Source organism: Pseudoalteromonas sp. AWM4_233 (genome assembly GCF_056158285.1).
Map to the genome: position 1 here is coordinate 577,821 of NZ_JBSWSZ010000113.1, position 21,712 is coordinate 599,532.

Annotated in this window: 19 protein-coding genes; 8 read left to right on the plus strand and 11 right to left on the minus strand. The window is 37.5% G+C overall.

The window, feature by feature from the left end; translation table 11 throughout:
* Positions 1-350: 350 nt before the first annotated feature.
* The gene (locus ACXAC4_RS24010; RefSeq protein ID WP_475166526.1) at positions 351-2,273 is read left to right on the plus strand and encodes an ATP-binding protein; all 1,923 of its coding nucleotides are present in this window, start codon (positions 351-353) and stop codon (positions 2,271-2,273) included.
* A 56-nt stretch (positions 2,274-2,329) separates the two neighbouring features.
* Here ACXAC4_RS24010 and ACXAC4_RS24015 read toward each other — a convergent pair whose 3' ends face one another.
* The 3 genes from ACXAC4_RS24015 to ACXAC4_RS24025 all read right to left on the minus strand — a co-directional run bounded on the left by ACXAC4_RS24015 (position 2,330) and on the right by ACXAC4_RS24025 (position 6,688).
* The gene (locus tag ACXAC4_RS24015) at positions 2,330-2,827 is read right to left on the minus strand and encodes a YcgN family cysteine cluster protein (RefSeq protein ID WP_475166529.1); all 498 of its coding nucleotides are present in this window, start codon (positions 2,825-2,827) and stop codon (positions 2,330-2,332) included.
* 91 nt (positions 2,828-2,918) lie between these two features.
* Positions 2,919-4,724 (minus strand): DUF885 domain-containing protein, encoded by a 1,806-nt coding sequence (locus ACXAC4_RS24020; protein WP_475166533.1) that lies wholly within the window; start codon positions 4,722-4,724, stop codon positions 2,919-2,921.
* Positions 4,725-4,804: 80 nt separating this feature from the next.
* Positions 4,805-6,688 (minus strand): sensor histidine kinase, encoded by a 1,884-nt coding sequence (locus tag ACXAC4_RS24025; RefSeq protein WP_475166536.1) that lies wholly within the window; start codon positions 6,686-6,688, stop codon positions 4,805-4,807.
* Between the two features lie 347 nt (positions 6,689-7,035).
* Here ACXAC4_RS24025 and ACXAC4_RS24030 point away from each other — a divergent pair, with 347 nt between their 5' ends.
* The gene (locus ACXAC4_RS24030) at positions 7,036-8,175 is read left to right on the plus strand and encodes a Na/Pi symporter (protein ID WP_349287026.1); all 1,140 of its coding nucleotides are present in this window, start codon (positions 7,036-7,038) and stop codon (positions 8,173-8,175) included.
* A 140-nt stretch (positions 8,176-8,315) separates the two neighbouring features.
* The gene (locus ACXAC4_RS24035; protein WP_349287025.1) at positions 8,316-8,858 is read left to right on the plus strand and encodes a GbsR/MarR family transcriptional regulator; all 543 of its coding nucleotides are present in this window, start codon (positions 8,316-8,318) and stop codon (positions 8,856-8,858) included.
* A 73-nt stretch (positions 8,859-8,931) separates the two neighbouring features.
* On the opposite strand, the gene ACXAC4_RS24040 is transcribed toward ACXAC4_RS24035, so the two are convergent.
* Together ACXAC4_RS24040 and ACXAC4_RS24045 are read right to left on the minus strand one after the other, a co-directional pair.
* Positions 8,932-9,948 (minus strand): lytic murein transglycosylase, encoded by a 1,017-nt coding sequence (locus tag ACXAC4_RS24040; RefSeq protein WP_432760862.1) that lies wholly within the window; start codon positions 9,946-9,948, stop codon positions 8,932-8,934.
* Complete coding sequence (locus ACXAC4_RS24045; protein ID WP_349287024.1) at positions 9,941-10,222, minus strand: YcgL domain-containing protein; 282 nt, start codon at positions 10,220-10,222, stop codon at positions 9,941-9,943. Before ACXAC4_RS24045 ends, ACXAC4_RS24040 begins: the two co-directional genes overlap by 8 nt.
* A gap of 168 nt (positions 10,223-10,390) precedes the next feature.
* Between ACXAC4_RS24045 and minC the strand changes: the two genes are divergently transcribed.
* The 3 genes from minC to minE are packed head-to-tail and all read left to right on the plus strand — an operon-like array spanning position 10,391 to position 12,169.
* Positions 10,391-11,089: a septum site-determining protein MinC gene (gene minC, locus ACXAC4_RS24050; RefSeq protein ID WP_475166541.1), complete on the plus strand. Its 699-nt coding sequence runs from the start codon at positions 10,391-10,393 to the stop codon at positions 11,087-11,089.
* 5 nt (positions 11,090-11,094) lie between these two features.
* Positions 11,095-11,904 (plus strand): septum site-determining protein MinD, encoded by an 810-nt coding sequence (gene minD, locus ACXAC4_RS24055; RefSeq protein WP_475166547.1) that lies wholly within the window; start codon positions 11,095-11,097, stop codon positions 11,902-11,904.
* A 1-nt stretch (position 11,905) separates the two neighbouring features.
* A complete protein-coding gene (gene minE / locus ACXAC4_RS24060; RefSeq protein ID WP_058032510.1) occupies positions 11,906-12,169 on the plus strand; it encodes a cell division topological specificity factor MinE in 264 nt (87 codons plus the stop codon).
* Positions 12,170-12,222: 53 nt separating this feature from the next.
* On the opposite strand, the gene rnd is transcribed toward minE, so the two are convergent.
* From rnd to ACXAC4_RS24075, 3 genes are all read right to left on the minus strand, one after another.
* Positions 12,223-13,350, minus strand: a complete 1,128-nt coding sequence (gene rnd / locus ACXAC4_RS24065; protein WP_475166552.1) for a ribonuclease D — start codon at positions 13,348-13,350, stop codon at positions 12,223-12,225.
* 51 nt (positions 13,351-13,401) lie between these two features.
* The gene (gene fadD, locus ACXAC4_RS24070) at positions 13,402-15,054 is read right to left on the minus strand and encodes a long-chain-fatty-acid--CoA ligase FadD (protein WP_475166557.1); all 1,653 of its coding nucleotides are present in this window, start codon (positions 15,052-15,054) and stop codon (positions 13,402-13,404) included.
* A gap of 118 nt (positions 15,055-15,172) precedes the next feature.
* Positions 15,173-16,108: an alpha/beta fold hydrolase gene (locus ACXAC4_RS24075; RefSeq protein ID WP_475166560.1), complete on the minus strand. Its 936-nt coding sequence runs from the start codon at positions 16,106-16,108 to the stop codon at positions 15,173-15,175.
* A 97-nt stretch (positions 16,109-16,205) separates the two neighbouring features.
* On the opposite strand from ACXAC4_RS24075, the gene ACXAC4_RS24080 reads away from it, so the two are divergent.
* On the plus strand, positions 16,206-17,504 hold the full coding sequence (locus ACXAC4_RS24080; RefSeq protein WP_475166564.1) for an alkaline phosphatase: 1,299 nt from the start codon (positions 16,206-16,208) through the stop codon (positions 17,502-17,504).
* A 77-nt stretch (positions 17,505-17,581) separates the two neighbouring features.
* On the opposite strand, the gene tsaB is transcribed toward ACXAC4_RS24080, so the two are convergent.
* From tsaB to ACXAC4_RS24095, 3 genes are all read right to left on the minus strand, one after another.
* Positions 17,582-18,274, minus strand: coding sequence for a tRNA (adenosine(37)-N6)-threonylcarbamoyltransferase complex dimerization subunit type 1 TsaB (gene tsaB, locus ACXAC4_RS24085; protein WP_475166566.1), 693 nt, complete (start codon positions 18,272-18,274; stop codon positions 17,582-17,584).
* A gap of 1 nt (position 18,275) precedes the next feature.
* Positions 18,276-20,186 (minus strand): ATP-dependent DNA helicase, encoded by a 1,911-nt coding sequence (locus ACXAC4_RS24090; protein WP_475166571.1) that lies wholly within the window; start codon positions 20,184-20,186, stop codon positions 18,276-18,278.
* Between the two features lie 84 nt (positions 20,187-20,270).
* The gene (locus tag ACXAC4_RS24095) at positions 20,271-20,498 is read right to left on the minus strand and encodes a hypothetical protein (RefSeq protein WP_475166574.1); all 228 of its coding nucleotides are present in this window, start codon (positions 20,496-20,498) and stop codon (positions 20,271-20,273) included.
* A gap of 314 nt (positions 20,499-20,812) precedes the next feature.
* Between ACXAC4_RS24095 and hisG the strand changes: the two genes are divergently transcribed.
* Entirely contained in the window at positions 20,813-21,712 is a 900-nt protein-coding gene (hisG, locus tag ACXAC4_RS24100) for an ATP phosphoribosyltransferase (protein ID WP_058032502.1), read from the plus strand.

A 21,712-nucleotide genomic window follows, 5' to 3' on the forward strand; every position in this document is an offset into this window, starting at 1 on the left:
ATAAATCTTAAGCTCATTTAGTATAGAACATGTGTTTTTTGCAATTGCAGCTTAAGTACAAATAAGTAAAATACGCAATCTTTTGCAAGGAGCGAAATAGAGTGTCTATGCTCTCAAGGCTATGGTTCTTTTGTTTCCTAGCTTTATTAACTACAACCAAACACGTTAACGCTAAAAGTATTGCTGAACTCAAAGCAATTCAAAAGTTACCAAATAATAAGCTCAAACTTAGAGCTTTCGAGCAAATTGATCCTACAAGCCTGACTGACCAAATTGCGGCATGTGAATACTATGTTTCTTATAGTAAAGCGCTCAGTAATGAAGGTCGAAGTGACGAAGCCAAACAACGGTTGTTAAATGAAATAAATAGCCCAAGCTTTGATTACAATCATAGATGGACAGCAAGACTCTACAAAGATTTAGCAGACATTCAGTACCACAACTATGACTATGAAGATGCACGCGAAACAATAAAAAAAGCGATATACCATTATAAAAAATCTGACAATATTGAGTTTTTAACGCATGGCATTGTAAGACAAGCTTCAATTGAACTTAGAACAAGTCATTATCTCAAAGGTATCAACATTGTAAAAACTTACCAAAAAGATTACCAAAGTTGGCTTACTGAGAAAGATCTTTCTAGCCTCTTTTACTTTTATGGACGTGCCTATGACCATCTTGGTGAGTTTAAAACTGCCTTAGAGTTTAAGATCAAGGCCTTTGAGATAGATAAGAAACTTAATGCTGCTGATAAAAGAATGGCAAACAATTTATTTGGGATAGCGGACTCATACAATAAAATTGGTGAGCATCAATTATCTTACAATAAATTTCTTGAAGCGTTAGCGTTAGACAGAAAATCAGATAATAAACAAGATATTGGTCATAGCCTTGCCAAACTATCCTACCAAGCTTATAAACTTAAACTCTTTGATCTTGGTATTGAACACGCTGAAGAAGCGATTTCTGTGTTTCAATATATAAAACATAAACGAAATACTGCATGGTCAAAGCATAACCTAGCTTTAAATTATGCTGGTAAAGGAGAGCTTCAAAAGGCAATCGTACTTGAGGAAGAAAACTTTTCCTTTCTAAACAAAACTAAAAAAGACTACCAGTTAAAAACCTCTGTTTGGAATCATCTAGCTGAATTGAGCCTCTTAATTAACAACCCGAAGAAAGCGCTTAACTATGCTAAACAAGCGTTCGAATTTGGTGATGTAGATACATTGAAAGACAGAAGACAAGCAAGCCTTAGTATCATGCATCGTGCTTATTCAATAATGAAAGACTTTGAAAACGCTTATTTGGTACAAAATAAATTACTTGAATTACAGTCTATTGCGCATAAAGAAAACTATGCAAATAGATTAGCATTTTTGCAAAATACAATTGAGGCTAAAGAAAAAGAGCAAAAACTTGCTGAGAAAGAACAAGAAAACCTATTAATCAGTAATGCGTTAGCGCAGCAACAAAATCAACAAATGGTATTTATCATTTTATTTATTGTATTCGTATCCTTTACGATCATTATTTACATTAAAATAAGACAAAATCGTGTTTTAGAACAACAACAAAGACTGCATCTCAATAAACTACTTGAACAAAGAAACCAATTATTCTCGCAAATTGCTCACGACCTGAGTAACCCAGTGACCATAGCAAGCTTGCATATTGAAGCGATGCAACATCAAATCATCGAGTGTAAACCTGAGAACCTTACTAAAATTAGTGAAAAACTTACAGATCTAAACCACTTAGTTAAGGACTTAGCAGGTCTTGCTAAACTTGAAACTGCGAATTTCACATTAAGTACTCAAGAAACAGACCTAAACAAATTTGTTAGCGATATTCATGATGAATTGGCGACTCAAACTACAGAACAAAAACTAACAATTGGGGCTAATAAATTTAACGAAACTTTCGCACACATAGATCCATTTAGGGTTAAACAATTAATTGCTAACTTATATAGCAATGCAAAAAAATACACACATAAGGATGGTGAGATTGACGTGCATTTTGCGGCTTGTGAGCATTATTTTAAAATAATAGTACAAGATAGCGCCCCATCTGTGCCAAAAGAGCATCTAGGGCAAATTTTTGATCATCTATTTCGTGTTCCAAATATGTCGAACACAGAAACACCCGGCCATGGCATAGGATTGTCCATTGTTAAGCAAATTGTTGACTTACATCAGGGTGAGATTAATGCCTCAGAAAGCGAATTAGGTGGGTTGAAAATAGAGGTTGATTTACCGCTAAAATAAAAATATGAAAAATAAAAAGCTAGAGAGAGAATGTCTAGCTTTTTACTGAGTTTCAATTAATCACAATCAAATTCTGGCCAATCGACTATGTAGTCTTCAAAATTTTCTTCAATATCGACTGTATTGTCTTTAGTGACTCTACCTTGAATACTGATCCCAAGCTCATTCATTTTGTCCTTTTTGCCTTTGTTCAGCAAAGGATGCCAACTTGCTAAGCCCCTGCCTTCATAAAGGCGCCTGTAGCTACAACTATTAGGCATGAAAAAAATATCTTTCAGGTTTTCTTTGGTGAGTTTGACACAAGATGGCACGAGCGTTTGTCTTTCTGCATAACGTGTACATGCACAAGTCTGTTCATCGATGTACTGACAAACTAAACTTGAATATATAAGTATTTCTCCCTCTCGTAGGTGATCGGTACTAGAAAAATCCTCTTCATCACTGTCTATAAAAGAATGTAGACAACACTTACCACACCCATCACAAATGCTTTCCCATTCTTGGTCATTCATTTGCTCAAGCGATTTAGTTTGCCAAAATTGTTCTGCGCCCATTGTTTTCTCAAATTACTATAAACAAGTAAATTTTACTTGATGGTAGCATTACAAGCAAAGGGCCAACTAATGTTGACCCAAAAAGCAAAAATTATCGCTGTGATTCAACCCACTTTTTAATCTTAGATTCTAGAATTGGCATTGGCAGAGCGCCATCAATCAAGATTTGAGTATGAAATGCTTTGATATCAAATTTGTTACCAAGTTGCTGTTCTGAATACTCTCTTAGCTCTTGAATTTTAAACTGACCAACCTTGTATGAAACGGCTTGTCCTGGCCAACCAATATAACGTTCAACTTCTGCCGTGACATCAGATTCAGCCATAGACGAATTTTCTAGCATAAACTGAATTGCTTGCGCTCGTGACCAGCCCTTAGCATGAAGGCCTGTGTCAACAACAAGGCGCATCGCCCTTAATTGTTCGTCAACTAAGCGACCGTACCACATGAGTGGATCTGTGAATAAACCGAGATCTTTACCAAGGCTTTCTGCATAAAGTGCCCAGCCTTCAGCAAATACAGTGTACCCACCAAATTTTCTAAAACTTGGAAGACCCTTTACTTCTTGCTGAAGTGCGATTTGAAAATGGTGTCCGGGTGCAGCTTCATGAATTGATAGGGTCTCAACTAAAAACTTTGGCTGTGCCTTTAAGTTATGCGCATTAATATAAAATACACCCGGTCGACTGCCATCAGGTGCAGGCGCAGCATATGATGCACCCGCTGCAGATTCTGCTCTGAAGGCTTCAACCAACTTTACTTCGTAATCAGCTTTCGGGGCGATATCAAATAACAGTGGCACTCGTGCATCTATTTTTTTCTTAACTTCAACATAGGCATTGATCAATTCATCTGCAGATTTGAAATAGAACTGTTCATCTTCTCTTAAAAACTCGAAGAAAGCTTGTAAGTCACCCTCAAATTTTAATTGACCTTTTACCCATTCCATTTCATTTCTTATACGCGCAACTTCGCTTAAACCAATTTCGTGAATTTCATCAGCGCTCATGTCTAAAGTGGTATGGTTCGCAATCTGATATTCATACCAAGCTTTACCATTTGGTAATGAGCTATAGCCAACACTTTCACGGCTGTTGGGTAGGTACTCTGTCTTCAAAAAATGTGTCATTTTCTTGTAAGCAGGAACAAGCTTTTCAAGAACCATTGATTTGTATTTAGCTGTTAACTGTTCTTTTTCAGTTTTTGTGAAAGAGTCAGGGAAGTTATTAATTGGTCCCCAGAAAACTGATTGAGTTTCGTCTTCTACAATATGGGCTTCAAACTGAGGAATGAGTTTAGTGGTTAGAGCTTTAGGTAAAACAACGCCTTTTTCTATCCCCAGGCGCATATTCGATTCAATACCTGCAAGCCATTCAATAAATCCATCTGCTCGAGAAACAAAGTTGTTATAATCTTCAACGCTATTAAATGGCTGAGCGCTTTGTCCTGAGCCTAGGCCGGCAAATACATTATGCAAACCAGACATTTGATTGATTGGCATCATATAACTTGGAAATTCAAAACCTTGTTTAGAAAAGGCAAGATCACGTTTTAGAATCTCATAACTTAGTAATGCTTGACCTGACAAGTTATTTTTATCAATTTTATCTAGCTTCTGTTGATATGACGTTAGTAGTTCATATGTTTCTTTAAGACTTTCGTCCGTTGCAGCCGAATCAAACTTATCATTGACACCTTGTCTGCCCATATACGTGCCTGAAATTGGGCTAAGTTCAACCATTGAGTTAAAGTAATCTTCACTTAAACTGTTAACGAGTTCATTTTGATTAAGCTGTTTGATAGATTCTGCTGAACGCTGTGTGTCAGTGCCTGTGGCACTACAACCGACCAAAGAAGCAGTTAAAGCGATAGCTATTAGAGAGTATTTAAACATCATGTGTCCTTATTAAGGTATTTATGACAGTGTGCCAGAGCTTAATAAAAAAACCATGTGTTAATTTAAGTTTAAACGCTTTGTTACACTTTTAAAGGCAACACAATATGAACACTTAATCCACCCAGCGGACCGTTTGAGGCGAAAATTTTCCCAAGATTGGCTTCGATAATTTGCTTACATAAACTTAAGCCAACACCTTTATGTTTACTTGAGTTTTGTCTTGCTTCATCTAAGCGCACAAGGGGGTTGAATATGTCTTTGAATAAATCTGAAGAGATTGCTTCACCTGAATTATCTATATTTATACTAAGTGCATCTGATTCGTTATCAATATTTATTGAAATATTCATTTGTGAACCCCCATGTGCAATGGCATTGTCACAACACTCATTAAGTACAGTAATTAGGCCTTGTTGATCGTATTCTAAAGAAAGCTCCATTTGCTTTGCGGGTAAAGAGTTCTCATCAGGAAGCGCTAAACTCAACTTCGTATTGTCTACATTGATAGATTGAATGTGTGCTAATAAATCTTTAACCGTATACTGTTTCACTTTTAAAGATTGCACATTTGGTGAAACTTGCATTAAGTGATCGATAAACAAATTGAGCTCATCGATCTTATTCATCAACTTACCGTAGCTTGTGTGCACATTATCTACAATATTATGCTGTAGTGATTCCACTTGTACTTTCATCACTGTCAGTGGCGTTCTTAATTCGTGAGATAAATCAGCAAATAACTTTTCTTCTTTTTGTTTAACAGCTTCAATGCTTGATTCTTGCTGAAGTTTCTCTTTATGAAGATTCTGATTTAACACATCAACTTGCGTTTCAAGATATGTGACAAGTTTATTTTGTACTGATTTGTTTTGTATCGCCAGCGCAACGGTAAACAGACTAACCTCAAGTAAGTACCCTATTTTAATGTAATCAGAAATCTCAAGGCTTGGAAAAATATTGCCATAACTTGCACCGACAATCGTCAATACATTTACAAATAAGACATGATTAAAGAGGCTTAACGAAAAAACTTTTATACCTGGGGCTTTTTGATACCAACTCCAATAAGCTGTATATAAAAATAGTGGAATAATCAAAGTGCTCAGGACTAAATTAAAAAATACAGTGTTGAACCACAATGAAACCGGGATCAGAACAAGATATGCATATAATAAAAACGTATAGATTTTACAAAGCATACGATTAAATTGCTTGAGTTGTAAGAAACTCTTGATAAAAAGCAAATGAAAAATTGGCACTGATGTCATTAACAGAGTTGAAAATAAGCTGGACTCACCGCCTAACATAGGCCAAAAATACTTTGAGGTGAAGCCAGACATATCCAATACAATCATTAAAAAAGTGAATGTCCATAGTGCATAGAAAATATTGGTTCTATTAGGGTTAAAAAATAGATTTACACTAATTATGAGAAGAATAGCCATGACAATACCAGCTATTGCACCATTAATAAGTGTACTTTTTTGCGAAGTGGCTAAATAATGATTGTAGCTATGTAATCGAATATTGGCAGGTGCGTTGGCAAACGTTCTGTATTCAATTAAAAGTGTGTGTTTTCTATTTAGGTTTAAATTTATAGGAATATAAAGCTGGGGGTCGAAAATCGGTCTATCATAAAATGTATCATTAGCATCAAGTTCTAACTTTAATTTTAAGCTCGTGTCTTCAATTTCATAAATTCGAAACAAAGGAAGTCTTGCATAACCAAAAGAAAGATACCAATTTTCTAAATCAGACTGGTTTTCAACTTCAAGTTTTAACCATTTACTGTAATTATGAATTTGTGGCTTCTGTTTTAGACTATACGCTTCAACCCAATTTCTGTTATCTCTAATAGCATTAGAGTCAAATAATTTATTGTCATAGTTAAGGTGCATCAAGCCAAAGTCCTTTAGCTCATAGACCGCACCATGCTTATCTAATACTAGGTCACTTGCTTTCACAGCAAAACTGTAAAGGACAAAACATAGACTAAAAACAATAAAGTAACAAAAACGCATCAAATAGAATCAATTAAGAATTATTAATATTTACAATTTATGAACCAACTATGGATCAAATATGGATTGTATCAGATTACACACTAATCAGATTGTAAATGAATGTAAAATCATAAATCTGTAACTATATGTTTCTATAGTGTTCTGAATTAATTTTATGTCATTAAACACTTGAATGATTACACAATCGCCAAGATGAAATATTTCTGTAATATTTCTCTGTTTTAATGCCGCCTGAAACAAAAACTTCATGAAAATGCCATATAAGGCATAAACAAAACGAGAACATTATGAGTGCTTCTAATCAGCAAACACTTTTCAATAAAATCTTAAACTGGGCTGCAATTGCTTTCTTAGTTTATTTGGTATTAGTTGCCGTTGGTACAGTCAGTGGTGGTTTTAAATTAGCATCTGGTGGTAGTGCCGGTGCTAAAGAGATTTTCTCATTCGCAACCAACCCATTTGTTGCCTTATTACTTGGTGCACTTGCAACAGCACTGGTTCAATCATCTTCAACTGTAACATCTGTGATTGTAGGTTTAGTAGCTGGTGGATTGCCTATCAGTATTGCAATTCCAATGGTCATGGGTGCAAACATTGGTACTACAATTACTAATACATTAGTTTCTATTGGTCATATTCGTTCTAAAGAAGAATTCCAACGTGCATTTTCAGCATCAACAGTTCATGACTTCTTTAATCTACTTGCGGTATTAATCTTCTTACCACTTGAGATCATGTTTGGCTTATTAGAGAAATTTGCATCTAGCCTGGCACATTTATTTGTTGGTGATGCAGACCTTTCACTTAAAAGCTACAACTTCATCAAGCCACTAGTAAAACCAGCTGTAGGTTTAGTTAAAGACGCAGTTAGCTTCTTAGACGGCAAAGCTGTTGGTATTGCAATGGTTGTTATCGGTATTGCGATGATCCTGTTTGCTGTAACTACGCTTGGTAAACTATTGAAAAAAGCACTAGTTGGCAAAGCAAAAGATTTACTACACGGCGCAATCGGTCGTGGTCCAATTGCAGGTATCACATCAGGTGCCGCAGTTACTGTAATGGTTCAATCATCTTCAACCACTACGAGCTTAATGATCCCTCTAGCAGGTAGCGGTGTATTCACTACACGCCAAATTTATCCATTCACACTAGGTGCGAACATTGGTACTACCATCACAGCACTACTTGCAGCAACGTCTATCACAGGTCCGGCAGCAGAAGTGGCACTAACCATTGCCCTAGTTCATGTAATGTTTAATGTATTTGCAGTAGCCCTAATCTACGGTATGCCTTTACTGCGTGAGATTCCATTACAGCTTGCTGACAAACTTGCAAAGATTGGCGCTGAAAATAAGCCAGCAGCGTTAGGTTATGTACTTGGTTCATTCTTCGTACTACCTGGACTAATCATGTTTGCAGTAAGATAACAACTGTGAAATAAATGAAAGAGGAGCCCTGCTCCTCTTTTTTGTTTTTATTGATCTCCTTCATATTAATTCAATAATTTCCTTGCAATTAAATTCTGCTAAGTCTAAATTGACTTTCAAATTTTACTGAAACTTTAAAAATGATTTTATCTCAGAAATTAGAAAACTTTGTATTGCACTGTGGTGAAATGGGTAGCCGCTGGGGTTTTAACAGAACGATTGGACAAATGGTTGGTCTGTTAGTTATCAGTGAACAGCCTCTAAGTGCAAATGAAATTGCTGAAGCACTTAGAATTAGCCGTGGTAATGTCAGTATGGGGATCAAAGAACTACAATCTTGGCAACTGGTTAAAGTCATTCATGTCCCTGGTGATAGAAAAGAATACTATGCACCAAATGGGTCTATTTGGGATTTGGCAAATAAAGTTTTTGAAGAACGAAGAAAAAGAGAAATCGATCCAACACTTACCTTACTTAGAGATTCGATTATAGAACCGGCTCAGTCTAATGAAGAAGCTTATGCTCAAGAGCAAATGCAGCAGATCCATGACTTATTAGAAACGGTAACTAAATGGTCAGCCGAATTACAAAGACTCTCACCTGAACAATTACAAACTCTCATGAAGCTTGGGTCTTCGGTTAGCAAAGTAATAGATTTAAAAGATAAGCTTTTAAAGAAATAGTTTCACACTTGCAGGCATTATGCCCAATCAAAAAAGGCAGCTATGAAGCTGCCTTTTTTATATGAGAATCGTACTAAATTTTTGGATAGCCAATTCTATCTGATAGGTAACCAACGCTTGTTGCAAAGTAATAAGAGCGATTCCAATGCATTAAGGCTTTGTAATTATCATACGCTAAATACATACGACCATTAATGTCGTCAGGCATTACTAACGCAGCTGTAATATCTACTTTAGGTAAGTCTGAACCATCCGCTCTTCGTAAACCAAGAGCTTGCCAGTCACTTAAAGAACGCTCTGAATCTTTCCAGTATTCAAGCCATTGTTTACGCGTCTTAGTGCCTCGTTTTAGAACATACTTATGGTCAAAGTTTTCAGGTAGTTGGATTTGGCGACCCCAAGTAAGATTGTCATTCCAACCAGCTTGTTTTAAATAATTAGCAATTGAAGCAAATGCATCAACTTCAGTCGTCCAAATATCTTTTCGCCCGTCACCATCGTAATCAACGGCATAAGAATTAAAAGAAGTTGGCATAAACTGAGTTTGACCCATAGCCCCAGCCCAGGAGCCTTTAAATTTATCTAAACTAATATGACCATCTTTTAATATATCAAGTGCAGCCCAGAGCTGACGCTTGTATAAAGCCTCTCGTCTGCCATCGAATGCGAGTGTAACAACAGAACTAATAACAGGGTGGCCACCTTGAATACGACCGAAGTTACTTTCAAGTCCCCATAAAGCAACGATGAATCTAGCTTGTACACCATATTCTTTTGCGATCGTTTCTAAAACAGGTTTATGTTTTGAATATAAGTTTCTGGCTCTATCAACTTTCCACTGAGGCACGCGTTTTGGTAAATAAGTTTCTAGGGTTTCAACCACTTCTGGTTGGTTTTTATCCGCTTTTATAACTTTCTTTTTGAATTTAACCGTTGCAAACGCTTCGTCGATCAAGGTCTGACTATAACCCTTTTCTAGCGCTTCAACTTTCAAGTTTGAAACATATTCATCGAATTTTGCTTGCGTATTAGCAAAGACTGAAAATGATAAACTCGAAGCGATTACTAGAGGAAGAACAAATTTAGACACTATCTACTCCGTTTTGTTTTTTTAATTCATCCAAAAGGTTCTCTTCTTTTGGTGGTAATTGTAAATAAAACCCTTTATCAGTTAACTCAGACTGAACAAGACCGATATCAGCAACACCTAAGCGTTCTCTCTTAGATAAATCGAACATCATGACGTAAATTGGAGTGCCAAACATACCCATTAAAGGTTCAGGAATTTTGCTAAAATCATCACGTTTTTCAATGTAAAGGTAAGTATCTGCTCTTTTTGAGCTTTTGTAGACCGCAGTTAGCATTATAACCCTATAAATTCTTGCTTATATCTTGACAGCACTATAACATGACTAAAAATATAATTGGAAAGTTTAGCGAGCAACAATGAAGCTTAAATTAAGCTTCAGTTCTATGCTTCATATTCTCTCTTTCTAATTTTATAAACTGGATAATTATAAGAACTGCGTAATATGTCTGAACAAACATTCGAGTTAAAAGGCAACCTTTTCACTCTTTCTGTATTACATCTATTTACTGTCGACTTAGCTCTATTACGCAAAGAGCTAGACGAAAAGATCTCTCAAGCACCAAAATTTTTCCAAGGTGCGCCTATCGTAGTTAATCTTTCACAAGTTCAAGAAGAATCAATTGACTTTCTTGAACTTCGCAATGCAATTTCTGCTTTACAACTTAACCCAGTTGGGGTGTGTAACGGTTCTGAACAGCAAAATATCTCGGCTAAAGAAGTTGGCTTGTCAGTACTAAATTACAGTCAGGACGTGCAAAAGCCTAAATCTAGCACTTCGACCGAGGTTGTAGAAAAAGAAGTTTATTTACCGCCTCAAGTTATTCAAACAACAGTGCGTTCTGGTCAACAAATTTATGCCAAAGGCAGAGACTTAATTATACTTGGAGCAGTAAGTCACGGCGCTGAAGTAATCGCAGATGGTAATATTCATATTTATGGTACTTTGAGAGGTCGTGCAATAGCAGGCGCTTCAGGTGCACAAGATGCGGCAATTTATTGTCAACAATTAAAAGCTGAGTTAGTTTCAATCAATGGTAGCTATTGGTTAAGTGAATCACTTCAAGGTGAATATTGGGAACAACCAGCACAAATAACACAACGTAACGAATCTTTAGAAATAACAGCTTTGGTCAAAGGATAATTCAGATGGCAAAAATTATTGTCGTAACTTCAGGTAAAGGTGGTGTAGGTAAAACTACCTCTAGCGCAGCAATTGGCACAGGCCTAGCGCTCAAAGGATACAAAACAGCCATTATTGACTTTGATATTGGCCTTAGAAACCTTGATTTAATTATGGGTTGTGAACGCAGAGTTGTTTATGACTTTGTTAACGTTATTAATGGTGAAGCAAATTTAAATCAAGCTCTTATCAAAGACAAAAGAGTCGAAAAACTCTATATCCTTCCTGCATCACAAACACGTGACAAAGATGCACTTACAAAAGAAGGCGTAGAAAAAGTTTTAGAAGAGTTAAAAGAAGAGTTTGACTATATTGTATGTGATTCGCCTGCAGGTATAGAAGCTGGTGCTATGATGGCGCTGTATTTTGCGGATGAAGCAATTGTAACAACAAACCCTGAAGTATCTTCTGTACGAGATTCAGATCGTATTTTAGGTATTTTACAGAGTAAATCTCGTCGTGCTGAGCAAGGCTTAGATCCAGTTAAAGAACATCTACTTCTTACTCGCTACAACCCTGAACGTGTAAACGCAGGTGAAATGTTGTCTGTGGAAGATGTACAAGAAATTCTTGCTATTGACCTTCTTGGCGTGATCCCAGAATCAACGGCAGTGCTAAATGCCTCTAACTCTGGTCAACCTGTTATCCTTGATAATGAATCTGACGCTGGTCAAGCTTACGCTGATGCAATTAATCGCTTACTCGGTGAAGTCGTTGATTTCAGATTCTTAGAGGTTGAGAAGAAAGGTTTATTCAAGCGTATATTTGGAGGATAGAATGTCATTACTCGATTATTTTCGTTCAGAAAAGAAATCAAGCGCTTCGCTGGCTAAAGAGCGACTTCAAATTATCGTTGCACATGAACGCTCAAAACGCGGCACGCCTGATTACTTGCCACAATTAAAGCAAGATATTTTAGATGTTATTAGAAAGTACGTGAAGGTCGATTCTGACGCTGTAAACGTCCAATTTGAACAAAATGAGGATGATTTAGCAGTTCTTGAACTTAACGTTACATTACCTGATGACGAAAAGTCTTAATAAAAAAGCCTAGGCAATGCCTAGGCTTTTTTATTTTCATCGACAAACTTTAGCTATTGCCATTCCACAAGAACGTCTTTTAAAAACTCCCATCGCCAGGATTTAAGTAGATCTGGCCTAATTAATAAATCCCTTGTTTCATCAGTGTGTTTCCATTTCCAACTGATCAATTGATTAATTTGTTTTTTTGAAGCAAATACGTCAGCAGGAATTTCAGTGGTCGAAGCCACTTGCTTTATTTTAGTTGCAATGTCTTTTGCAGCTCTTTTGTATTGAGGATAATCAATCAAGCGAAGTAATTTCTCAGGACATGCTTCTATATCGACTGATTTCGCTTGCTCGATGAGATTTAGGATTTCTTTACCAGAGCGATTTACTTCCATAGCCTCAACACCAGGTATATTTCTCAAAGAAGAAAGGCTGGTAGGCCGACGCCTTGCTATCTCGACCATGTTTTGTTCTTTTAAAACAAAATTCAAAGCTAAATTTTTATTCTTAGCTTTACTCTTTCTCCACGGCGCAAGCAGTTTTAAAGCAGCTAAATCTCGCGGTTTAAGTTGCCATGCATTTTTAATATCTTGGTAAAGTAATTCATCTGGTAATTCGTAAGAACGTTTCTCAATAACCAATTGGCTTTCTTCAAGTACGATATGGGTTAAACCCTTTTCAGAGATTTGCTCAGAAATATAATTGAAACAAGGTAGCAAATAAAACACATCACTGGCTGCGTAATCTAATTGCTTCGTTGTCAATGGCCGCTGTAACCAGTTTGTCCTTGATTCACTTTTATCAATTTCTATTTCAAGGATTTGCTTAACCATATTTGCAAAACCAACACAATTGCCTTGACCTAATAATTGTAAAGCAAATTGAGTATCGAACATCGGCGTTGGTACAAAACCAGCGAAGTTATTGAATACTTCAATGTCTTCAGACGGTGAATGTAGTATTTTTAATACACCATCTGATTTCAAAATTTCCCAAAAAGCAGAATAATCTAACGCTGCTAATGGATCTATTAATGCTAAGTTTTGTCCATCATAAACTTGGATCAGTGCGACTTCAGGATATAAAGTACGACGACGCATGAACTCCGTATCTAATGCCAATATAGTGGCGTCACCAATCGCTTTTACAAATTGATCTAATTGTTGTTGCTCTGTAATGACTTGGTACTGCACTTTCACTCCTAAGCCTTGTGTTATAAAAAAACCGGCTTTCGCCGGTTTTTATCAATCTTTTAAAGCACGCCTTAGAATTTTTCCGACGTTAGTTTTTGGTAACTCGTCACGGAACTCTACTAGTTTCGGTACTTTATAATTGGTCAAATTATCTCGACAATGACTAATTATATCTTTTTCTGTTAAAGATGGGTCTTTTTTAACGACAAATACTTTAACTTGTTCACCACTAACTTCATGCGGCACACCAATGGCAGCGACTTCAAGCACACCATCATGCATGGCAACAATTTCTTCGATTTCGTTAGGGAACACATTGAAACCAGACACTAAGATCATATCTTTTTTACGGTCAACGATATAGAAGAAACCTTCGTCATCGTAAGTTGCGATATCACCCGTAGCAAACCAACCATCCTTAAGACACTCTGCAGTAGCTTCTGGACGATTATAGTAACCTTGCATGACCTGTGGGCCTTTAACGCAAAGCTCACCGGCCTCACCTTTAGGTGCTTCTTCGCCGTTTTCAAGAATAATCTTGAGCTCAGTACTCGGAGCAGGTAAACCGATTGACCCATTGTAACCATCTAAGTCATATGGGCAGATTGTTACAAGCGGTGCACACTCTGTTAGACCATAACCTTCCATTAGTTTGCTCTTGGTAACTGCTTGCCACTTTTCTGCCACAGGGCGTTGAACAGCCATACCGCCACCTAGCGACATTTTCAACTTAGAAAAGTCTAAATCCGAAAATCCAGGAGTATTCAACAAGCCATTAAATAAGGTATTAACCCCTGTGATAGCAGTGAACGGGTACTTAGCTAATTCTTTAACAAACCCAGCCATATCACGTGGATTGGTAATTAAGATATTATGACCACCATACTTCATAAATGTTAAGCAGTTCGCTGTTAATGCGAAAATGTGGTAAAGCGGGAGTGCCGTAATAACAACTTCTTTTCCTTTGTCTAGTACATTGTCTAAACAACCCGAAACTTGCTCTAGGTTACCCACCATATTGCCATGTGAAAGCATTGCACCTTTAGATACACCAGTAGTACCCCCCGTATATTGCAAAAATGCTAAGTCATCTCTATGAATATCTGGTGCTTTATACGCATTCGGATCAGCACGAACGACTTCATTAAAAGGAATAGCATTTGGTAATGAAAATGGTGGGACCATCTTTTTCACGCGCTTAACCACGAAGTTAACTAAATGCTTCTTAACTCCGCCCAACATGTCGCCAATTTGTGTAAGTACAACATGTTTAACGTTTGTCTTACCAATCACGCTTTCAAGCGTATTAGCAAAGTTTGCAAGAATAAAAATGGCTTTAGTTTCAGAGTCATTCAACTGATGCTCTAATTCTCGCGCAGTGTATAAAGGGTTTACATTCACTACGGTACAACCGGCACGAAGTACACCTAAAATACTAATTGGTGTTTGCAATAAGTTCGGCATCATCACCGCAACCTTATCGCCTCGACCTAACCCTAATGTATTTTGTAGATAGCTAGCAACTGCTTTTGTTGCAATATCAACTTGTTGATATGTCATCGTTTTTGACATATTGCTGTACGCAGGTAAAGACGCGTACTCAGTAAAACTTTTGTCAAATAATTCAAGCAGTGAGTTGTAGTGCTCTGGATCAATTGTTTCAGGCATACCTTTTGGGTAACGCTTTAACCAAATTTTATCCACAGTAACTCCTCGTTTATCGTTCTTATTTTAATATTAACCTTAATCTATCTAAGGCACTTTAACAATTGAGCAAAAACTCTAATTTACCGATATTCCCACATTTCTCTTCAATGTACAATCAAGATTCATTATATGCGTCGAAATGAGATGAAATTGTTTGTAAAGTTTGCGCTGCATTTTCCATATGGCAGTGATGACCTCCAGGCATAACAGATACCGTCAAATTTTGAAAACAATCTCTGAATAATTTTAGCTGAGCATCTATCATGGGGTACCCCTGCTCTGCTTTTATAAACAGTGTTGGGGTTTTAATACCATCTAAACAAGACAAAGCTTGTGCTGTAGAGAACCTGAAACCTGAATGTTGCTTTAAACGTGGATCAGTTTTCAGTTTAACGCCTTGTTCTACAAACTCCGTATTTCGTTTCATCAAAAGTTCGGCGTTATCATAATCTAATTCTGAAACCTTCATTCTTGCCTTTACAACATCATCAAAACTTCTAAACGATTTGCTTTCCAAACTCTCAGATGACTTCTTTCTTTGTTTAAAAGCGTTTAATAACTGCTGTTTTGTATCGCTCGGTTTGGTTGTGACTATCCCTATTCCATCAATCAAACTCATAGCTGCAATGCGTTCAGGGTAACAGGCGGCATATAGATTACAGATCATGGCACCCATTGAGTGGCCCACTAAGAAAACTTTATTGAAATCAAGCTCTTCAATTAGTCTTTTCAAGTCATAAACATAATCAATAAAATAATAGTGGGCATCATGACTTTTCCAGTGAGATTCTCCATGCCCTGGCAAATCAATTGCAAGCCAAGTGTAGTCAAGCGTATTCAAACCCTCAGCGAAGATCGGAGCAAAACTATTGCAGTTATCTAACCAACCATGAAGGCAGATAATCAAGTTTTTACCACTTCCTTTAAACTTTCCCGATAAACCAAGCTGCTTTAAAGCTTTAAACGTATTTTTTTCGCTACTTGTCATATTTTCATTATTTAAAAAACACTTAACTGGTAATATCTTTACCTTACTTAAATTTAAAAGCAAAAAATATCAGTAAATAATAGCTAAATATTACTCATTAATAATCGAGTGTTATAGCTAGATAACTATCTGATCACACGGGAAGAAATAAGGAACTTATATGAAGTACGCGATGAGCGCATTAACAACATCGTGCTTAATGGCTTTTGGTAGTCATGCATTTGCTACCGAAGCACCAAAGAATATTATTTACATGATTGGTGATGGTATGGGCCCAGCTTTTACCACTGCATATCGTTATTATTCTGACAACCCAAATACCAAAGTAGTAGAACCCACTATATTTGACCAAATCCTTGTTGGTATGGCACACACCTACCCTGACGATGATACTTATGTTACTGACAGTGCAGCAGGTGCAACAGCACTTAGTACTGCTACTAAAACCTATAATGGTGCAATTGCGGTCGACACACATAAAAAACCTTTGAAAACCATGCTTCAAGTAGCCAAAGAAAAAGGTATGCGTACTGGTTTAGTATCTACTTCACAAATAAACCACGCTACACCAGCGAGTTTCGCAGCACATAACGAATCTCGTCGTAACTATGATGAGATCGCTGATGATTACTTCGACATAAAAATTGCAGGAAAACTACCCGTCGATTTAATGCTTGGTGGTGGCGTGCAATATTTTAAACGCAGCGACAGAAACTTAATTAAAGAGTTTGAAAAAGCGGGTTATCAATATACGTCTGATTGGCAAAAATTAAATCAAATTGAACAATTACCAGCACTGGGTCTATTTGCTGACAAAGCGTTTCCTCACGCAATCGATGAGAATCCAAACCGCTTAGAAAAAATGACGTTTAAGTCTTTAGATTTAATATCTAAAAACAATGATAAAGGTTTCTTTATCATGCTAGAAGGCAGCCAAATTGATTGGTGCGGGCACGCAAATGATATTGCATGTGCCATGAAAGAAATGCACGACTTTGCCAAATCAATTGAACTAGCCAAAGCATATGTTGACCAAAACCCCGACACGTTATTAGTTGTAACCGCCGACCATTCTACGGGCGGTTTAACCCTAGGTGCGAATGGTAAATACACTTGGCTACCAGATGAGGTGAAGAAAGTAAATTCTTCTGTTATGACGATAACTAAGTCACTACTTGAAGCCGATGATTTAAAAACTGCTTGGTCTCAACATACAAGTTTAGCGCTTAGTAAAGACAATTTAGCTTCGCTATCAAAAGCTAAAAAAGACGGAGATGAAGCGCTTTACAAAGCCATCAATAAAGTCATTAATACAGCGACTTATACTGGCTGGACGACAAGCGGTCATACTGCAATCGATGTACAAGTATTTGCTTACGGCAAAGGCTATGAACAATTTATAGGGTCACAGAACAACACGCAAATTGCAGAAAAACTAATTCACTTTATCGAAAAGTAATTTATAGATAAATAATCAGTTTTAAAAAGCCAGAACACTGTTCTGGCTTTTTAAATATTTAAGCGTGATAGCGGGATTTATTCTCTACCAGGCAGCTTTTTCCAAGTTACCGTATCTCTGACATAATGAGGCTGCGCATCGGCAGCTTGAACTGTGTTACCTTTAACAAACTCAACTTCTGCGATTTTTAGCATATACGCGGCATCAGGTAAGGTAATTTCAGAGATGACATCTAAATTTAATTCGGCGGCTTGCTCAGCATAAGCTTCCCATGCAGTTCCTACCGCAGTTATGCCTTTAATCGACTCAGGTAAATCAGCTGGCGCACAAACCACTTCATTTGTATCTGTGTTTAATTCAGCGAGTCCAGTTTCAGATTTACGATAATGTGCGAAATAAATCTCACCCATTCTTGCATCGATACCCGTAACGACTGAATCTAGTTCTTTTTCTTCCAATGCTTGTTGAGCCATTGCCTGTAGTGTTGAAACCCCCACCAGCGGAAGGTTTGCACCGTAAGCCAGCCCCTGCGCAATGGCGACACTAATACGGACACCAGTAAAACTGCCCGGTCCACGACCAAATACAATGCCATCTAAATCTTGTAACTTACAGCCAGCTTTGTCTAATAACTCAGAAACTAAAGGCAACACTTTTTGGCTATGTTGCTGAGGACAAACTTCAAAATGTTTAACTGTTTGACCATTAAATTGAATGGCAATACTTAGCGCTTCAGTTGAAGCATCTAACGCTAAAAGGTTATAAGTCATATTATTCTATGTTCTCTAAAAACTGTAATGCGCTTTGAAAATCTCTTGTGCGGCGCATATTAGGTAAGCTTTGTAAAAATGTCTGCCCATATTTTCGCGTAACTAGACGGTTATCGCAAATGACAAGTACACCTTTATCACTGTGATCTCGAATTAAGCGACCGACACCTTGTTTAAGGTTAATGATTGCTTGGGGTAATTGAATGTCTTCAAAAGGCTCACCGCCGGTTAATTCACAATCTTTCATTCTAGCTTGTAATAATGGATCGTCAGGTGATGTAAAAGGCAGTTTATCAATTAAAACACAACTGAGTGCATCACCACGAACATCAACCCCTTCCCAAAAAGAAGCTGTGCCCATCAATACCGCATTTCCGTGTCGAATAAACTGTTCAAGAATGATCCGCTTAGACGATTGCCCCTGCATAAACACAGGATATTCAGTGGCAGTACTTAACCCCTCATAAACTAAGTGCATGACTCTGTAACTGGTGAAAAGTAAAAATGTCCGCCCTTTTGCTGCTTTTATAAGCTCTTTGGCTAGTTTTACCAGGCTATGTGGCATCATATCGTCACTTGTTTCAGGTAAATATCTAGGCATGCATAACACCGCCTGATTTTCATAATCAAAGGGACTTTCGACCAATAGTTGATGCTTAGGTTTTAAGCCCAAACTCTTATTGAAATGATCTAACGAATCATTTACTGACAAGGTCGCTGACGCGAACGTAAAACTCGCTTGCGTACGCTCTATAATTTCTTTGAATTTATTTGCGACGTTTAAAGGTGTGATATTGATCGTTAAGAAACGTCTGGTCGTCTCGTACCAATAGCTGTAACCCGTTTGTGTGGTGTCAAATGCACGCTCTAATTGATTTTTGAACTGCAACACCTTTTCAAATGGGTGTTCAATTTTGTCGCTTCTATCAAGGCAGAGTTTTAAAACTTTATATAAGAAATCTAAATCGGAAATGACACGGTGCAACGCATCACAAATGGTTTTGCTGGTTAAAGATTCTCGCCAATCTCCCCGTGAACTCTCACCTGCAAAAGCGAGTCGAAGATCGGCAACTGCCGTTTCTAACTTATTGAGTGTATTACCCAATTGCAACATGTCTGGAATATCAGAGCGGTAGATTAAACGCAGATCGTTGATTAAAGCAACCAGCTGTTTGGTGCTTATGCTGTCACCAAAATAATCACTGGCAATTTCTGGAATTTGGTGCGCTTCATCAAAAATATAATTATCAGCATCAGGCATAAGCTCAGCAAAGCCAGAGTCTTTCACCGCCATATCAGCAAAAAATAAGTGATGATTGATCACCACAATATCTGCTTCCATTGCTTTGATACGCGCTTTTCTTATATAACATTCAGCGTAATCAGGACACTCCTTGCCTAAACAGTTATCCGCTGTTGAGTTTACGTAAGGTAATACTTTGGCATCTTCTTCAATACCAACACAATCGGCTAAATCACCCGTATTAGTTTGAGAGGCAAACTTTGCAACCATGGCAAGTTGATGCATCACATCAGGGTCATCGGTTGGAACATGGGCGACATGCTGCTCAAGTCGGTAGGTACATAGATAATTTGCACGCCCTTTTAACAGGGCAACTTTTCTACCTTTGTTCAATATTTTAGAAAGTTGTGGCAAATCTCGATGATAAAGCTGTTCTTGTAGTGCTTTAGAGCCAGTGGTAATAATGGACTTTTTATCGCTGAGTAACACAGGAATTAAATAAGCGAATGTTTTACCCGTACCGGTTCCTGCTTCGACCACACATTGAGATTTATGTTCTATTGCGGCATGCACCATCTCAGCCATATCAATTTGTGGCTGTCTTGGTTTATATCCAGGAATATTTAAAGCTAAAGGACCTGATTCTGAAAAAAGCGTTTTAATTTGCAAGAAGTGACTACAGCAGTGTTTTTTGCAATTGTACGGTTTAGTGTTTAGATGAGCAACAGAGTGTTCGAAAACATGATTAATATGTTACGCCCATATATCTAAATGCTTACCGTCATCCTTGTCGTTTTCATTTTGTTTTTGCTTTTTATTGGGTGATTGCTCATTGGATTTTCTTTTTACGTCTTCTTTTTTAGCTTTATCGAGTTTTATTTTTTCAACTTTATTATCGATAACACCTGCAACATAGAAAGTCGGCTTATGTGACACCTCAAGCCTAATTATGTTATTTAACAAAGGTTTAAATGCATCCATTATATCCTCCTGCAAGCTTGTACCTACTACTTATTATCGACCGTTATAATTTATACTTTAAAAAAATCAAATTTTTAGTTGCACTGAAACCGTAAAATATGTTCTTCTAATTACGTTATCAAAACTGATTAAGAGAATTTACATGTTTATTACACTGACAACTATTCATCATCACCATCATACACCCGAATAGCCTGTCAGGTATTTCGCTGGTGGGTTATTCCTAAAAGGAACCTCCCGGCGACTCAACTCAGAATTTATATCGCCCCGAGGTTCCCTCGGGGTTTTTCGTTTTAGAACAAAGGATATAAATTATGAGTACTAACAATCGTTTAAGAATCGCAATTCAAAAATCAGGCAGACTTTCAAAAGATTGCCAAGAACTTCTCAAGCAACTAGGTGTTAAATTAAACCTACGTGAACAGCGCCTAATTGCACACTCAACCAATATGCCTATCGATGTTTTACGTGTTCGTGATGACGATATTCCAGGTCTTGTAATGGACGGTGTATGTGACCTAGGTATCGTTGGTGAAAACGTACTTGAAGAAACGCAAGCGGAGCGCCAGAGCCTAAACCAATATTCTGAAGTACTTAAACTGTCTAAGTTAGATTTTGGTTACTGTCGCCTTGCACTTGCATGGCCACAAGAACTTGGTCCACAAGATAAGTCTTGGTTTGAAGGCAAGCGTATTGCAACAACTTACCCTGAAATTCTAAAAGGCTACCTAAAACGTGAAGGTATCAATGCAAGCGCGGTAATGCTAACTGGCTCTGTAGAAGTCGCACCTCGTGCAGGCCTTGCTGATGCAATCTGTGATCTCGTTTCTACTGGCGCAACCCTTGAAGCAAACGGCTTAATGCAAGGTGATACTATTCTTGAATCGAATGCATGTCTTATTCAAAATCCAAAACTTAACGATGAAGATAAGCTTGCTCTAATCAATAAATTAATGCCGCGTTTAAAGGGTGTTAAACAAGCTAAAGAAAGTAAGTACATCATGCTTCACGCGCCTAAAGCAAAATTAACAGAAGTATGTGAACTACTGCCTGGTACTGGTCAACCTACCCTATTATCACTTGCTGGCTCTGACGATTATGTGGCGCTACACATGGTAAGTAGCGAGACATTATTCTGGGAAACCATGGAAGAGCTAAAAGCACTTGGTGCAAACTCTATTCTCGTTATGCCAATTGAAAAAATGATGGAGTAA